Below are 13,579 nucleotides of genomic sequence, written 5' to 3'. Positions count from 1 at the left end.
GGGGACTCTCATGATCCGGACCCCTCTGTGCCTGAACCGGCCTTGCTGTTGATTGCGCGCTGCGCGGGGTAGGTTTCGACGTGAGAGGCGATCAGGGCAAGGACAAGGGGAGGCCATGCTTTTTGAGTCGTTGTATCCGTACTACCGGGCCCTCGGCCCGAGGGGCCGGGCGGTGTTGTTCCAGCTTCCGTTGTCGATAACGATGCTGCTGGTCACCGTCCTGACGCTGGTCCTGCATCCGGTGCTCGACCTGTCCGGGACATTCTTGTCCAGCCTCGGAGTTCACCTTTTCCTGCTTGCCGCCTGCGCTGTGGTGCCATGGGGACGACTGCCCGCACAGTCCGGTCACCCCCTGGAACTTCCCCATCGCCATCCCGGCCTGGAAGACGGCGCCGGCGCTGATCAGCGGCAACGCCGTGGTGATCAAGCCTGCCGAGCTCACCCCGCTGTCCGCCACCCACCTGGCCCGCGCCCTGCAGGACGCCGGACTGCCGGCCGGCGTGTTCAATGTGGTCCATGGCAAGGGCCGCGTGGTGAGCGACGCCCTGGCCCGCGATCCCCGCATCGCCGGCATGTCCTTCACCGGTTCCACCAAAGTGGGCCTGGGCCTGCAGGAAATCCTGAATGCCCGGCGCGCCCGGGTGCAGCTGGAGATGGGCGGCAAGAACGGCGTCCTGGTCCTGGACGACGCCGATCCCCGCAAAGCCGCCCAGGTGGTGGCCGCCGGCGCCTTCGGCCTCACCGGCCAGGCCTGCACCGCCACATCCCGCGTCTACGTCACCCCCGGCATCCGCACCGCGTTCCTGGAAGCCCTGGTGGCAGAGGCCGCCAAGTACACGCCGGGTGACGGCCTCGAATCCGCCATGGGCGCCGTGGTGAGCCAGCAGCAGTTCGAGCAGGACCAGGCGGCGGTGCGCGGCGCCGTCGAACGCGGCGCCACGCTCCTGCATGGGGAGCACGACGGCGATTCCTCCGGGGCGCTGTCCTTCCCCGCCGCCGTGCTCACGGACCTGGCCTTCGACGATCCGGCGGTGACCGAGGAGATCTTTGGGCCCGTGGTGGCCGTCCTGGAAGTGCCCGACTATGAGGCAGGGCTGTCCGCCATCAACGGCTCCCGGTACGGCCTGACCGCCGGCATCTGCACCGACTCTCTGGCCCTGGCAACCGACTTCTCCGCCCGCGCCCAGGCGGGCGTCATCAAGGTCAACCGGCCTACCGCGGGACTTGACCTGAACGTGCCGTTCGGAGGCGTCAAGGACTCCTCCACCAACACGTTCCGCGAACAAGGGAGGTCCGCCCTGGAGTTCTTCACCTGGGGCAAAACCGTCTACACCGGTGTGTAGCTGCCATGACCTACGTGATCGCCCGGCCCTGCGTGGATGTGAAGGACAAAGCCTGCATCCAGGAGTGCCCGGTGGACTGCATTTACGAGGGCGAACGCTCCCTCTACATCCACCCGTCCGAATGCGTGGACTGCGGTGCGTGTGATCCCGTGTGCCCGGTGGAAGCCATCTACTACTCCGACGACGTGCCGGATGAGTGGGCGGACTACGTCCGCGCCAACGTGGAGTTCTTCCACGACATTGGGTCGCCACAGGGCGCTTCCGTCCTGGGAAATCTGCACAGAGACCACCCGATCACCTCCGCCCTGGAGCCACAATGCAATTAGTGACAGAAACCGTCGGTTGGATCGGATCCGCGCTCATCCTGGCGTCGCCGGCCCAATCGCAGCCCCGGCGCCTGCATCGACTCAATATCGGCGCATGCATCGTCTTGGCGATCTACAACGGGTTCATTGGGTGCAATTCCTGGGATCGGACTGAATGCCGGTCTGATACTCGTGAACCTCCGGCGGCTGCGCAGTCTTAAGCGCCAGACCACAGGGCCAAGCACCACAAAGCAACAAGAAGCTCGTGCTCCTCACAATGCAAACTCGCATCGCACAGCAGCTGTCCGCCGCTGAGACAGACAAGCGCTGGACACCTGAAACCCGTACTCTAACAGCTGCCTAAGCCTCATCTAGTCACGACCTACACGGTGCCTAGATCTTGAAATCATGCCGGAGCAAGATGCGTGCGGCTGATTTGGCTGTGGTCTGCTGGCCCCACGGCTGAGCCAGCAGACTATCACTGATGGGACGACCCACCGATGTTCGTCGGCCCCCTCCCCGGTCGACGGAATCTCTCGTTCCGGCGTTAAGCATCTCTTAAGACCCTAGGACCCCGGCTACTACTACACCGACGGAATCACCAGTGAAGTTGTCGGATTCCCCGAACGTGCCGCAGATGAGAACAAACCCATCGTCCTCTACGTCGCCGACACCGCCCCGCGCCGGCTGCTCCACTCCCCCGTCCTCAATGGTGCCTACGCCACGGCAGCCGTCCTCGATCGTGTTACGTACGGACACCGCCCTGAGTCTGGCCCGCCGCCTGATCTTCAGCGCCTCCCCGCCACGGGCTGCGATGGCCTAGTTTCAATAGCGGCTGCGACCCAAGAGCACCGGTCGACAAGACCCATCGTCACCGCCGGGCCTGAGGGCAGTCCCGACCTTCTGGGCCGCCACGCGACCTCGAAAGTGCGCCCTCCGTTGGCTAGCGGTCCGCCCTGAGTCATTCCTGCAGAGCGCACGGTCTAAGCTGAACCGGGGTGTTCGTTGGTTGTGGTGGCGCGGCATGGTCCCGTCGGGCTTGATTTCTGCAGCGATGCCAGGCAAGGACTCGGAGAGACCCATTGGGGTCGACAGCGTCAACCACCGGTGCGCAGGTGGCTGCGGGATAAGGGAGCGAATGAATGCTGGAGCGTAGATCATTCGGAAGTACCGGACTGGACGTCTCGATCGTGGGGCTCGGTGCCGGCCAGATCGGTGAGGTTGACGTCACCGAGGCGGAGGCCGCGGAAGTGCTCAACGGCGCCCTGGATCTGGGTGTCACGTTGGTCGACACCGCCGCCAGTTACGGGTTGAGCGAGGAGCGCGTCGGGAGGCACCTCGGCCACCGCCGGGACGAGTTCGTGCTCTCCACCAAGGGCGGACCGAAGATCAACGGTCAACGGGACTGGTCACCGGGCAGCGTGCTGGAGAGCATCGAACGCTCGCTTCGCCTGACCGGGTCCGAACGCCTCGACATCTTCTATCTCCACTCCTGCCCGGTCGAGATTCTGCGGCGCGGCGATCTGCAGGACACCCTGGACAAGGCCGTCGATGCCGGAAAGATCGGTGTAGCCGGTTACAGCGGTGACAACGAGGCGCTTGCCTTCGCGGTCGAGTCCGGAAGGTTTGGTGCGATCGAAACGAGCGTCAACATCGCCGATCAGTGGAACCTCAGAAACGTCCTCGGCCAGCGGCCCGAACAAGGAGTGATTGCCAAGCGCCCGATCGCCAACGCGCCCTGGCGGTTCCCCCAGCGTCCCGTCGGGAACTACGCGGAGCTCTACTGGGAAAGGCTCCAGGCCCTCGATCTCGACCCGGGCGCCATGGACTGGGCCGAATTCGCCCTGCGCTTCACCGTATACGCGCCCGGGGTGCACACGGCGATTGTCGGCACCGCCAAGCTCGCCCACCTGCAGGAAAACATCACAGCCGCCAGCCGGGGGCCCCTCGAAGCAGGGGCCCTGCAAAGTATCGACAACGCCTGGCGTACCGTCGGCTCCGAATGGCCGGCCTCCACCTAACAAACAGCCGCACCCCTGCACGGTAGGCCAATGAAGGCTCTTAGACTAGGCGTCGGCGTAGTTGGGGTGTCGTGATCGCCGCGTTCGTCGGCAACCCGATCGGCCTGCTGGTCTTCAGCGCCGTAATCAATGGAATCGCTGCCGCGCCCTTCTTGATCGTCACCATGCTCATCTCCGGAGACCGGAAGATCATGGGCCGCTACCGGACGCAATGCCGCCCTGGCTTCCCACCTGCCCCGGGGCGGCCCTGCCGCGGCTGGGACTTCGTCTCCGCCGGCCGCGGCGACGTTCCCTGGGAGCCTCCCTTCCGTGCCCTCACCGCAATCGCCAGCTTCGACGCTGCCTTCAGCAGCAAGGACTAGGCTTTCCTACTTGTCTTGGCCCAGGCCGAGGACTTCGGGGTTGACGATGTTGCGGGGCCGGCGGCCCAGGCAGGCGTCCACTACGTTTTCCGCGGTCCGCCGTTTCAGTTCGTCGCTGGATTCCTCCGTATACCACGCGGTGTGTGGCGTCAGAACAACGCCGTCCAAGCGCAGCAAACCACTGTTGAGGGGAAGGGGTTCTTCCTCAAAGACGTCCAGCCCTGCTGCCCGAATCCTTCCGTTCTTCAGCGCATCAACCAGGGCCTCGGTATCGACCACCCCGCCGCGGCAGGTGTTCACGATGGTGGCCCCCGCCTTGAACTGCCCCAGTGTGCGTGCGTTGATCAAGTGGTGGGTGTGCTTGTTCAACGGCACGTGCAGGGATACGACGTCGGAGGCGGCAAGGAGCTCATCCAAGGTCACCACCTCGATGCCTTCCTTGGTGGTGGTCCCCGGGGTGTGGAGGGGATCGTAGCCCAGGGCGCGGAAGCCCAGGGCCCTGGCCTTGGCCGCGGTGGCCGCCCCGATCAGGCCCAGTCCGATGACGCCGAAGGTCTGGGAGGTGAAGCGGCGGAGCGGTTTGACCGAGTCGAGCAGGTTCTCCCCGGACCGGACTCCCCTGTCCAGGTCAGGGATGCCGCGGGCCAGCGTCAGGGCAAGGGCAATGGCGTGGTCGCTGACGTCGTCCACACCGTAATCGGGCACGTTGGACACCACCACACCACATTCTGTTGCGGCTTGGACGTCAATGGTGTCCACGCCTACCCCGTACCGGCTGACCGCTTTCAGGCGGGGCAGGCCCTTGAGGACACGTTCGGTGATGGGGGCGTACTGGACGATGAGCCCGTCCACATCGGCCGCAGCCTCCAGGACGTCGTCCTCGGTCCGGCAGTTGGCCCGTACCAGCTCAACACCGTTGGCGTCCGCCACGGCCTGCTCCTGGCTGATCGACTCGAATTCGTAGTCAGTGATTAGTATGCGCGGCATGCCTGTTCTTCCTTCTTCCTGCATCCTGTGATCCTCAAGCCCAGCGGAGGACCAGGGGGTCCTGGCGCTTGGCCAACTCCACCAGCTGCGCACGGGTGTGGGGATTCAGCTCCCCCACCGGATGGCGGGTCCTGTCGCTGGCAATGATGTTGCCCTCTTTCATCAGGACTTTTGTGGCGCGCAGGCCGCACTGCCGGTTCTCGAAGTGGATGAACGGAAGCAGATCTTCCCAGGCATGGATCGCCTTGTCCCGTTCGCCCGCGTGGAAATCCCGCACGATCTGGCCCAGCTGGTCCGGCACCATGCAGCTGCTCATCGTGCCCAATGCCCCGGCTTCCAGGTCCGGGATGAGCGTGATGGCTTCCTCGCCGTCGAAAAGTCCGGGCAGCGACGGCCCGGCTGCGGCGCCGAGGGCGCGGAGCTTGTCCGCCGCCTGGGGCATCTCGATCTTGACGTAGTTCACGTTCGGCACCTCCCTGGCGATGCGGGCCAGGAGGGGCACGGACAGAGGGGTGGTGCTCAGCGGCGCGTCCTGGATCATGATGTCGATCTCCAGGCCGTCAGCCACGCGCTTGAAGTACTCCACTACGGCCTCGTCGTCCACTTTCATTGTGGCTCCGAAGAACGGCGGCATGAGCATGACCATTTCCGCGCCGAGCTCCTGGGCCCGGAGGCTGCGTTCCCGGGCGATCCGCGTGCTGAAGTGGCTGGTGGTGACGCAGACCGGCAGCCGTCCGTCCAGGTGCTCCATGGTGGTCCGGAGCACCTGCTCGCGTTCGTCGTCGGTCAGGGAGAACTGCTCGGAGTAGTTGGCCAGGATGCAGACGGCGTCGGACTTTCCGTCCACCAGGTAATCCAGGACCCGGCGCTGGCCGTCAAGGTCCAGTTCCTCGTTGTCGGCGAAAATAGTGGGCGCTACCGGCATTACGCCAGTGATGGCACTCATGGTTGTCCTTCAGGGTTTGTAGGGGTGGCGGGCACCGGCATCAGCGGTTTGCGCTGAGGGCGGCCACTGACGTGTCCTCGTAGTCTTCTGCGTCGATGTCGCGGCCGTGCGGGTCCCACTTGTTGACCAGGATCACCACGATGGCGATGGCTGGAACAACGGCGAGTACCAGCAGCGCCCTGGTTCCCCAGGCTGCCGTAGCCAGGGGCCAGAACACCAGCCCGGCGATCGCTCCGAGGCGGATGCCGATCTGGGTGAAGCCGGTGCCGGCTCCGCGGAGGGAGGTGGGGTAGGACATGGTGGCCATGGTCATTCCCTGGGCCCCGGGGCCTGCTGCGTGGCAGAAGATCAGGAGACCGATGACCAGGGCGCCGATGAAGGACCAGGCACCTTCGACGTTGCTGAGGGTACCGGCGATGACCATGCAGGTGAAGGTGCCGCAGAACCCGAGGAGTGAAAGCTTGCGCGGGCCGATCTTGCCGGAGAGGCGAGCACCGATGAAGCCGCCGGTAACACCGAAGGCGAGGTTGAGGATGAGCGAGGACACGATGTTGGTCATGACGTTCTGGGTGTGCAGCATGGCGAGCACGATCTGCCCAACGAAGAAGCCGACAGCGTAGTACTCCATCGACTGGCTGGCATTGATGACGAGGGCCAGGCCAGTACGGCCGCGGTACTTCTTGCCCACGAGCTTGCCCCAGGCCTGGGTCAGGGTCATCTGGAACTGCTTGCGTTCGGCACGGGGGTCCACGGCGTCCTCAGCCACTTCGGCGTCCACGTTGTAGGTCCGCTTGAGGATCTTGGCTGCTTCGTGCAGGCCAAGGTTCTGCGCCGCCCAGGAGGGGGATTCCGCCATGTACTTCTGGCGGAAGATCATGATCAGGATGGCAGGGACGGCACCGAAGCCCACCACGATGCGCCACATCTGGTTTTCCGGCCACTGCATGCCCTGGAAGAGGAAGTACACGGGAATCAGCAGCGCGAAGGTGGACGCGACGGCGGCGTACCACATGGGCTGCCAGAGGGAGACTGTGCCGCCCTTCTTCTTGCGTGAGGCGTATTCGGCCAGGAAGCTGAAAGCGACGGGGAAGTCGACGCCGATGCCCAGGCCCATGATGAAGCGGGCAATGATGAGGGTCCAGACATCCGGGGCGAGGGCGCAGGCGATGGCTGCGACGACGAAGAAGACCATGTCGGCCATGAACACCTTGAACCGGCCGAGCTTGTCCACGAAGTAGCCGCCGAAGACTGATCCCACCAGGGCGCCCACCATGATCGAGGCGGACACCACGGCCAGCATCTCAGGGCTCAGGTGGAAGTCTTTGGAGATGTAGGGCAGGCCGAACGCCACCGAGGTGAAGTCGTAGGCGTCCAGGAAGATGCCGCCCAGGGCGATGAGGGTGATTGCGAAGGATTTGCCCTTCTGGAGGGCACCGCTGTTGATGAGGTCTGTGACGTCCTGGGCGGAGCGCAGGACGATCCGTCCGCCGCTGGGCGCAGCGGCGTTGGGGACTGCTGACATTGGGGGTCCTTTCGAAAGCCCACTGCATTGTGGGTCTCGTCATTTGCGAGTCAGTTACGTTCGATATTTCAAACGTTGGTCGATGTGGCGATCACGCGTCCGCTGGGGTAGGGTGATCGGGAACACAAGGGGAGTCTAGGGACACCCTCCCGGACCGTCAAGCGTTGAACCGGAAATTGGACGGGCGCACCCGCAACAGAGGCGATGCGGGAGCCATCAGGCGCCGTCCTGATTCGATTACCGGCCCAATTCAGCGGCATCCAGGTGCCGACCTTTGTACTAAATTTCGAACATGAAAGGGGTGCTCCGCATGGAGGACCGTCAACTACCCAAGTGGTCCGAGATCCGCGAACTGCTCCAGTTCCGGAGCTTCGAGATGGATCCCGTGCAGCGCAGGCTTGCCCGGGCGTTCACCATCGCGGATCTTCGCGCAATGGCGCAGAAGACCACGCCGAAGGCTGTCTTCAACTACACGGACGGCGCCGCCGAAGAGGAGATCAGCATCGCCAGGTGCCGGCAGGCTTACCGGGACATAGAGTTCTCCCCCGCAGTCCTCCGCGATGTCTCGGATCCGGATCCTTCCACGAAGCTTTTTGGCCGGACCATCGACTTCCCGCTGGTGTTGGCGCCCACCGGTTACACCAGGATGATGCACAACGACGGCGAGAAGGCCGTTGCGCGGGTGGCGGCCCGGAACAACATCCCATACACCCTCTCGACAGTTGGCACCACCACGGTGGAAGACCTTGCCAAGGCGGTGCCCGAGGGGAACAACTGGTTCCAGCTCTACATCGCCAAAGACAGGAGCAAGACCGAGGGCCTGCTGGAGCGGGTCCTGACCAGCGGCTACGACGTGCTGATGGTCACCGTGGACACCCAGGTGGGCGGTTCCCGCGTCAGGGAGCTCCGTGACGGCCTCACCATCCCGCCCACGCTGTCACCCAAAACCTTTGCGGACATGGCACTGCACCCGTCCTGGTGGTTCGACAAGCTCACCACCCCGCCCATCGAGTTCGCTTCGCTCCGGGGCTTCGGCGGCAATTCCGCGGAGGTGGCGGACCAGGTCTTCGATCCCGCACTGACGTTCGAGGACATCGCCTGGCTGCGTAATGTGTGGCCGCACAAACTCCTGGTCAAGGGCATCCAGACCGTCAAGGACGCGGAACGGGTTGTCGAGCTGGGTTGCGACGGCGTTGTCCTCTCCAACCACGGAGGCCGGCAGCTGGACCGCTCCCCCACCATCCTGAAGATCCTACCCAAGGTCCGCGAGGCCCTGGGGTCCGAGCCAACAGTGCTGATCGACAGCGGCATCATGTCCGGCAGCGACATCCTGGCCGCCGTCGGCCTTGGCGCGGACGCGGCAATGGTGGGCAGGGCCTACCTGTACGGCCTGATGGCCGGCGGCGAGCGCGGCGCCGCCCACGCCGTGAAGATCCTGCGCTCCCAGTACGTACGGTCCATGCAGTTGCTGGGCGTCAAGTCCACGGCCGGCATTTCGGGCGACCATGTGGCGCTGGCCGGCTGACCGCCAAGGGCGCGCCCGGTTCCCCCGGCGGTCAGCGGTAGCCGAGCTCAGCGCTGAAGCGGGCAGCGCCGTCGGCCGCCAGCGCCGACCACTCCTCCACCGGGCGCTGGTTCCAGCGCATGTCCGGCACGGAGATGCTCAGGGCCGCGACGACCGCGCCGGTGTGGTCCCGGACGGGCGCGGCCACGCAGGAAACGTCGGGGTTGGACTCGCCGGATTCGAAGGCCAGCCCGGAGGCGCGGATTTCGTCCAGCACGTTGGCCAGTGCGTGCGGCTCGGTGATGCTCTTGGGGGTCAACTTGGCAAGGCCCTTTTTGAACACGCGCTTGCGTTCGGCATCCGGCAGGTATGCCAGGAGGGCCTTACCGACGGCGGTGCAGCTCGCCGGAACCCGGCCGCCCATGCGCGAGACCATTCGCACGGACTGGGTGCTGTCCACCTTGCAGATGTACACCACGTCCGCGCCGTCCAGGATTCCAACATGGACTGTCTCGTCGCATTCCCTGCCCACGGACTGGGCAACGCGCAGCCCGACGGCATGCAGGTCCAGCCGTTCGGCGAAAGCGTTGCCCAGCCGGAAGACGCTCAGCCCCAGATGGTAGGTGGCAGTGGCATCGTCCCGGCGGAGGTACTTGCGCTCCGTCAGGGTGGTGAGCAGTTCGTGGACGGTGGTCCGCGGAAGGCCGGTCCGCTGCACCACTTCTGGTGCAGAGAGGCCATGGCGGGCGTCCATGAAAAGCTCCAGGACGTCAAGGCTCCTGACGACGGCGGGGGTCAAGCGGGGCACTTGGAGTCCTTTCGTTGGGGGCGCGTTGGCTTAGCGCGGCTTCCAGTTTACGCACACCGTTCGAAATATCGCACATTGTTCGACAAAGAGGGAATTCGGAGCTAAAGATGATTCCAGGAGGAAACAACATGCATACCACCCCAGAGCAGGTCGAAAACCAAATACTCGCCGCACACGCGGCCCACGAAGCAGCCCGGGACGTGGAACCGCAGGTCCGCGGGTCCTGGCTGGAGGCCATCGCCGCCGCCCTGGAAGCCAACGCGGACGAACTCGTCGGCCTCGGAGAGCAGGAAACCCACCTGGACGAGGGCCGGCTACGTTTCGAACTGAAGCGCTCGGTCTTCCAACTGCGCCTCTTCCGCAGCGAAATTGAGGCCGGTGAACACCTGGGCGCCATCATTGACCACGCCGACCAGGACTGGGGAATGGGCCCCCGGCCGGACCTCCGCAGGGTCAACGTGCCACTCGGCGTCGTGGGCGTTTTCGGTGCCTCCAACTTCCCCTTTGCCTTCAGCGTGATGGGCGGCGACACTGCCTCTGCCCTGGCGGCCGGCTGCGCCGTGGTGCACAAGATCCATGAAGGGCACCTGCAGCTGGCGCTGCGGACGGCGGCCATCGTGGAGGAGGCGCTTGCTGGAGCAGGCGCGCCGCAGGGACTGTTTTCCGCCGTGGTGGGCCGGCAGGCCGCCGAGGCGCTGGTTGACCATCCGCTGACCAAGGCGATTGGCTTCACGGGTTCCACCGCAGGCGGCCGGGCGCTGTTTGACCGGGCCTGCCGCCGTCCTACCCCCATCCCCTTCTACGGTGAGCTGGGCAGCATCAACCCCGTGTTCGTCACGGAGCAGGCTTGGGCCGTGCGCCGCGACGCCATCCTGTCGGGGTACGCAGCGTCGTTCACTGCCGGAATGGGGCAGTTCTGCACCAAGCCGGGGCTGCTGTTCGCGCCGGTGGAGGATATCGACGAGGTGGCGGCTCTGCTTCAGCAGGAACTTGAATCCAAGAGCGTTGCACCGCTCCTGAGCCCGAAGCTCCGCGAGGGCTTTGACGCGGTGCTGGAGAAGGTACGGTCCGCCGAGGGCGTTTACGTGCTGGTGAAAGGCGACGACGCCGATGCCCCCCGACCCACCGTGCTGGCCACCACCGCGGAGGCAGTGCTGGCACAGCCGGAGCTGCTGGAGCAGGAGATGTTCGGCCCCGCCACCTTGATCATCCGGTACCGTCCCGGAAGCGACCTCACCGAACTGGCCGGCCTGCTCGAGGGCCAGCTGACGGCCACTGTCCAGGGTGAACCGGAGGAAAAGCTCGATGACCTGCTGACGGTGCTGCGGGAACGGAGCGGGCGGTTGGTGTGGAACGCCTGGCCGACAGGGGTCAGCGTTACGTACGCGCAGCAACACGGCGGCCCCTACCCTGCCACCACCGCCGCGTCCACCACCTCAGTGGGCACCGCTGCCATCGGACGGTTCATGCGCCCGGTTGCCTACGACTCTTTCGCCCCTGAGCAGCTTCCGCCTGCCCTCCGGGATGACAACCCCTGGAACATCACCCGGCGGGTGGACGGACTCCACCATGCCGGACAGAAAGCTGAAACACGATGACAATTGTTACTGGAGACCAGATCCTGCCCGCAGACGCCGATGAAGCACTCCTCGTAGGCCGTATTTGGGACCCTGAGTCCGGCGGCCCCCGGATCGTGTCCATCCGGGGCCGGGAGGTCTTTGACCACACCCCTCAGGTACGCACCATCTCAGAACTCATGGACCTTGAGGACCCTGCCGCGCTTATCACAGCGGCGCAGGACTCCCCCAGATGGGACCTCGCGCCCCTCGTTGAGGCGTCGCTCGCCCAAGAGCAGGCCGAGCCGCATTTCCTGGCCCCGGTTGATCTCCAGGTCATCAAAGCCTGCGGGGTGACCTTCGTTGACAGCATGATCGAGCGCGTGATCGAGGAACGCTGCGGGGGCGACATCCAGCAGGCCGCAGCCGTGCGCGAATCCGTCCTCTCGGTTCTCGGTGCTGACATCGCTTCCGTCCGCCCGGGATCCCCGGAGGCACGGCAGGTCAAGGACGTCCTCACGGCACAGGGAATGTGGTCCCAGTACCTCGAGGTTGGCCTGCGTCCGGACCCGGAGGTCTTCACCAAGTCCCCCGTCCTCTCCAGTGTCGGATTCGGATCGCATATCGGGATCCCCTCGTTCTCGAACTGGAACAACCCGGAGCCGGAGCTGGTGCTCGTTGTCGACGCACGCGGCCGGGTGCGCGGTGCAACCCTGGGCAATGATGTCAACCTGCGCGACGTGGAGGGCCGCAGCGCCTTGCTCCTGGGCATGGCCAAGGACAACAATGCTTCCTGCTCCATTGGCCCGTTCATTCGCCTCTTCCACAAGGACTTCACACTGGAAACACTGCGGGGTGAGGACATCACGCTCACAGTGGAAGGAGCCGACGGCTACCGGCTTGAAGGGAACAACAGCCTGTCCCGCATAAGCCGGCCCTTCGAAGAGCTCATCAGCGCGGCTTTCGGCGGCCACCATCAGTATCCCGACGGTTTTGCCCTGTTCACCGGGACCCTCTTCGCACCCACGCAGGACCGCGAAGCCCCCGGCCTGGGCTTTACCCATAAAGAAGGTGACACTGTGACCATCCGCAGCGGACACCTGGGAGCGCTCATCAACATCACGGGAAAAACTGAGGCGCTGGCCCCGTGGACCTATGGAATCCGTGATTTCACCAATTACCTTTCCCGGTTGAGCTAGGAAGTGGCAGGGAGCGTTGAACTTCCCCCTGGCACCCGCGTGGTGAAGACGCAGTCGTCTTCACCACGCTGAGCCAGATACGGTCAGGCCCCTTGGCGCGAAACCACTGCTGAGGGAGCCCCAGTCACCGAGACAACAATTCTCTGTGTGACTTCAACCGAACCGGCGCGCGCAGCAAGCATGATCGAACGGGTCTCCCAGATTCTCGAGGTGTTCACCCCCGAAGAACCGGTGCTGACGGGAGGGGAAATCGCGCGCAGGGCGGGCCTTTCCCGGGCCACCACGGCCCGGATTCTCTCAGAACTCGCCAGGCATGATTTCATCGACCGGGTTCCGTCCGGATACCAGATTGGCATCCGGTGCTTTGAATTGGGGCAGATGGCACAGCAACCCAAGGATCTTCGGCGCCTGGCCCTGGCAACAATGTTCGACCTCCGGCGTGCCACCGGCCTGACGGTCCAGCTGGGCGTCCTCGAAGGTAACGACGTCGTCTATATCGAAATATTGCGAGGCCATTATCGGGACCTCACCATCCCATCGCGCGTTGGCGGACGCGTACCGTCCTACGCGACCGCCGGTGGCAAGGCCCTGCTGGCCCACTCACCTGACCCTCTGGTGGAAGGTCTCCTGAACGCTCCCTTGGAGAAGATTGGGCCCAGGACCATCACGGACCCCCCGTGAGCTCCGCGCCGAGCTGGACCTGGCCCGGCGTGAGGGTATTGCGTACGAGCGGGAAGAATCCCATGCCGGCCTGGCGTGCGCCGCGAGTCCCATTCTGCGCGGTGACGGGACAGCCGTGGCGGCTATCTCGATCACTGCTCCGGTAGGGATGGTGGAGATGAGGCTGGTGGGTCCCGCCGTCCATGCAGCCACATTGGGGTTGAACCGCCAACTGGCGTCAGCGCCGCATTGGGCCAAGTTATAGGTGCCCCACTCAGTGAGACGCTGATTTTGACGACGGCGGCACGCGCCGCATGCTTGTCACAGTCCCCCGTGATCTGAAGCACGGGGGCATAAGAGCCAAGC

Annotated in this window: 12 protein-coding genes and 2 pseudogenes; 9 read left to right on the top strand and 5 right to left on the bottom strand. The window is 64.8% G+C overall.

Going from position 1 to position 13,579, the window contains the following annotated elements; translation table 11 throughout:
- Positions 1-344: 344 nt before the first annotated feature.
- Positions 345-1,343, top strand: a pseudogene (locus IEW19_RS20715) (aldehyde dehydrogenase family protein); the annotation flags it as partial.
- Between the two features lie 5 nt (positions 1,344-1,348).
- The gene (gene fdxA, locus IEW19_RS20710; protein WP_188573461.1) at positions 1,349-1,669 is read left to right on the top strand and encodes a ferredoxin; all 321 of its coding nucleotides are present in this window, start codon (positions 1,349-1,351) and stop codon (positions 1,667-1,669) included.
- Between the two features lie 537 nt (positions 1,670-2,206).
- On the opposite strand, the gene IEW19_RS20705 is transcribed toward fdxA, so the two are convergent.
- Entirely contained in the window at positions 2,207-2,407 is a 201-nt protein-coding gene (locus IEW19_RS20705) for a hypothetical protein (protein ID WP_188573460.1), read from the bottom strand.
- Positions 2,408-2,790: 383 nt separating this feature from the next.
- Here IEW19_RS20705 and IEW19_RS20700 point away from each other — a divergent pair, with 383 nt between their 5' ends.
- Entirely contained in the window at positions 2,791-3,669 is an 879-nt protein-coding gene (locus IEW19_RS20700; RefSeq protein ID WP_188573459.1) for an aldo/keto reductase, read from the top strand.
- 201 nt (positions 3,670-3,870) lie between these two features.
- Positions 3,871-4,031 (top strand): annotated as a pseudogene (locus IEW19_RS20695) (sugar phosphate isomerase/epimerase); the annotation flags it as partial.
- Between the two features lie 6 nt (positions 4,032-4,037).
- Here IEW19_RS20695 and IEW19_RS20690 read toward each other — a convergent pair.
- From IEW19_RS20690 to IEW19_RS20680, 3 genes are read right to left on the bottom strand one after another with little or no spacing between them, the layout of a single operon-like run.
- A complete protein-coding gene (locus tag IEW19_RS20690; RefSeq protein WP_188573458.1) occupies positions 4,038-5,018 on the bottom strand; it encodes a C-terminal binding protein in 981 nt (326 codons plus the stop codon).
- Between the two features lie 34 nt (positions 5,019-5,052).
- Positions 5,053-5,964, bottom strand: coding sequence for a dihydrodipicolinate synthase family protein (locus IEW19_RS20685; RefSeq protein ID WP_188573457.1), 912 nt, complete (start codon positions 5,962-5,964; stop codon positions 5,053-5,055).
- 40 nt (positions 5,965-6,004) lie between these two features.
- The gene (locus IEW19_RS20680) at positions 6,005-7,486 is read right to left on the bottom strand and encodes an MFS transporter (RefSeq protein WP_188573456.1); all 1,482 of its coding nucleotides are present in this window, start codon (positions 7,484-7,486) and stop codon (positions 6,005-6,007) included.
- Positions 7,487-7,778: 292 nt separating this feature from the next.
- Between IEW19_RS20680 and IEW19_RS20675 the strand changes: the two genes are divergently transcribed.
- On the top strand, positions 7,779-9,011 hold the full coding sequence (locus tag IEW19_RS20675; RefSeq protein WP_229748632.1) for an alpha-hydroxy acid oxidase: 1,233 nt from the start codon (positions 7,779-7,781) through the stop codon (positions 9,009-9,011).
- Positions 9,012-9,042: 31 nt separating this feature from the next.
- On the opposite strand, the gene IEW19_RS20670 is transcribed toward IEW19_RS20675, so the two are convergent.
- Positions 9,043-9,798, bottom strand: coding sequence for an IclR family transcriptional regulator (locus IEW19_RS20670; RefSeq protein WP_188573455.1), 756 nt, complete (start codon positions 9,796-9,798; stop codon positions 9,043-9,045).
- Positions 9,799-9,926: 128 nt separating this feature from the next.
- Between IEW19_RS20670 and IEW19_RS20665 the strand changes: the two genes are divergently transcribed.
- The 4 genes from IEW19_RS20665 to IEW19_RS24335 all read left to right on the top strand — a co-directional run bounded on the left by IEW19_RS20665 (position 9,927) and on the right by IEW19_RS24335 (position 13,478).
- Positions 9,927-11,396, top strand: coding sequence for an aldehyde dehydrogenase (NADP(+)) (locus IEW19_RS20665; protein ID WP_188573454.1), 1,470 nt, complete (start codon positions 9,927-9,929; stop codon positions 11,394-11,396).
- Positions 11,393-12,553: a fumarylacetoacetate hydrolase family protein gene (locus tag IEW19_RS20660; RefSeq protein ID WP_188573453.1), complete on the top strand. Its 1,161-nt coding sequence runs from the start codon at positions 11,393-11,395 to the stop codon at positions 12,551-12,553. The genes IEW19_RS20665 and IEW19_RS20660 overlap by 4 nt, the downstream gene beginning before the upstream one ends.
- A 147-nt stretch (positions 12,554-12,700) precedes the next feature.
- Positions 12,701-13,234, top strand: coding sequence for an IclR family transcriptional regulator (locus IEW19_RS20655; protein WP_188573452.1), 534 nt, complete (start codon positions 12,701-12,703; stop codon positions 13,232-13,234).
- The gene (locus tag IEW19_RS24335) at positions 13,203-13,478 is read left to right on the top strand and encodes an IclR family transcriptional regulator domain-containing protein (protein WP_188573451.1); all 276 of its coding nucleotides are present in this window, start codon (positions 13,203-13,205) and stop codon (positions 13,476-13,478) included. The genes IEW19_RS20655 and IEW19_RS24335 overlap by 32 nt, the downstream gene beginning before the upstream one ends.
- Positions 13,479-13,579 lie beyond the last annotated feature (101 nt).

The sequence above is a fragment of the Arthrobacter liuii genome (assembly GCF_014639275.1).
Taxonomy (GTDB): Bacteria; Actinomycetota; Actinomycetes; order Actinomycetales; family Micrococcaceae; genus Arthrobacter; species Arthrobacter liuii.
Note: the sequence above shows the minus strand (reverse complement) of the source record. Positions and strands in the feature narration are given on the sequence as shown.

Bases quoted from the DNA above. Each gene is read 5' to 3' on its own strand.
- IEW19_RS20685 (WP_188573457.1), bottom strand. From the start codon at position 5,964: ATGAGTGCCATCACTGGCGTAATGCCGGTAGCGCCCACTATTTTCGCC.
- fdxA (WP_188573461.1), top strand. From the start codon at position 1,349: ATGACCTACGTGATCGCCCGGCCCTGCGTGGATGTGAAGGACAAAGCC.
- IEW19_RS20660 (WP_188573453.1), top strand. From the start codon at position 11,393: ATGACAATTGTTACTGGAGACCAGATCCTGCCCGCAGACGCCGATGAA.
- IEW19_RS20665 (WP_188573454.1), top strand. From the start codon at position 9,927: ATGCATACCACCCCAGAGCAGGTCGAAAACCAAATACTCGCCGCACAC.
- IEW19_RS20690 (WP_188573458.1), bottom strand. From the start codon at position 5,018: ATGCCGCGCATACTAATCACTGACTACGAATTCGAGTCGATCAGCCAG.
- IEW19_RS20680 (WP_188573456.1), bottom strand. From the start codon at position 7,486: ATGTCAGCAGTCCCCAACGCCGCTGCGCCCAGCGGCGGACGGATCGTC.
- IEW19_RS20675 (WP_229748632.1), top strand. From the start codon at position 7,779: ATGAAAGGGGTGCTCCGCATGGAGGACCGTCAACTACCCAAGTGGTCC.
- IEW19_RS20700 (WP_188573459.1), top strand. From the start codon at position 2,791: ATGCTGGAGCGTAGATCATTCGGAAGTACCGGACTGGACGTCTCGATC.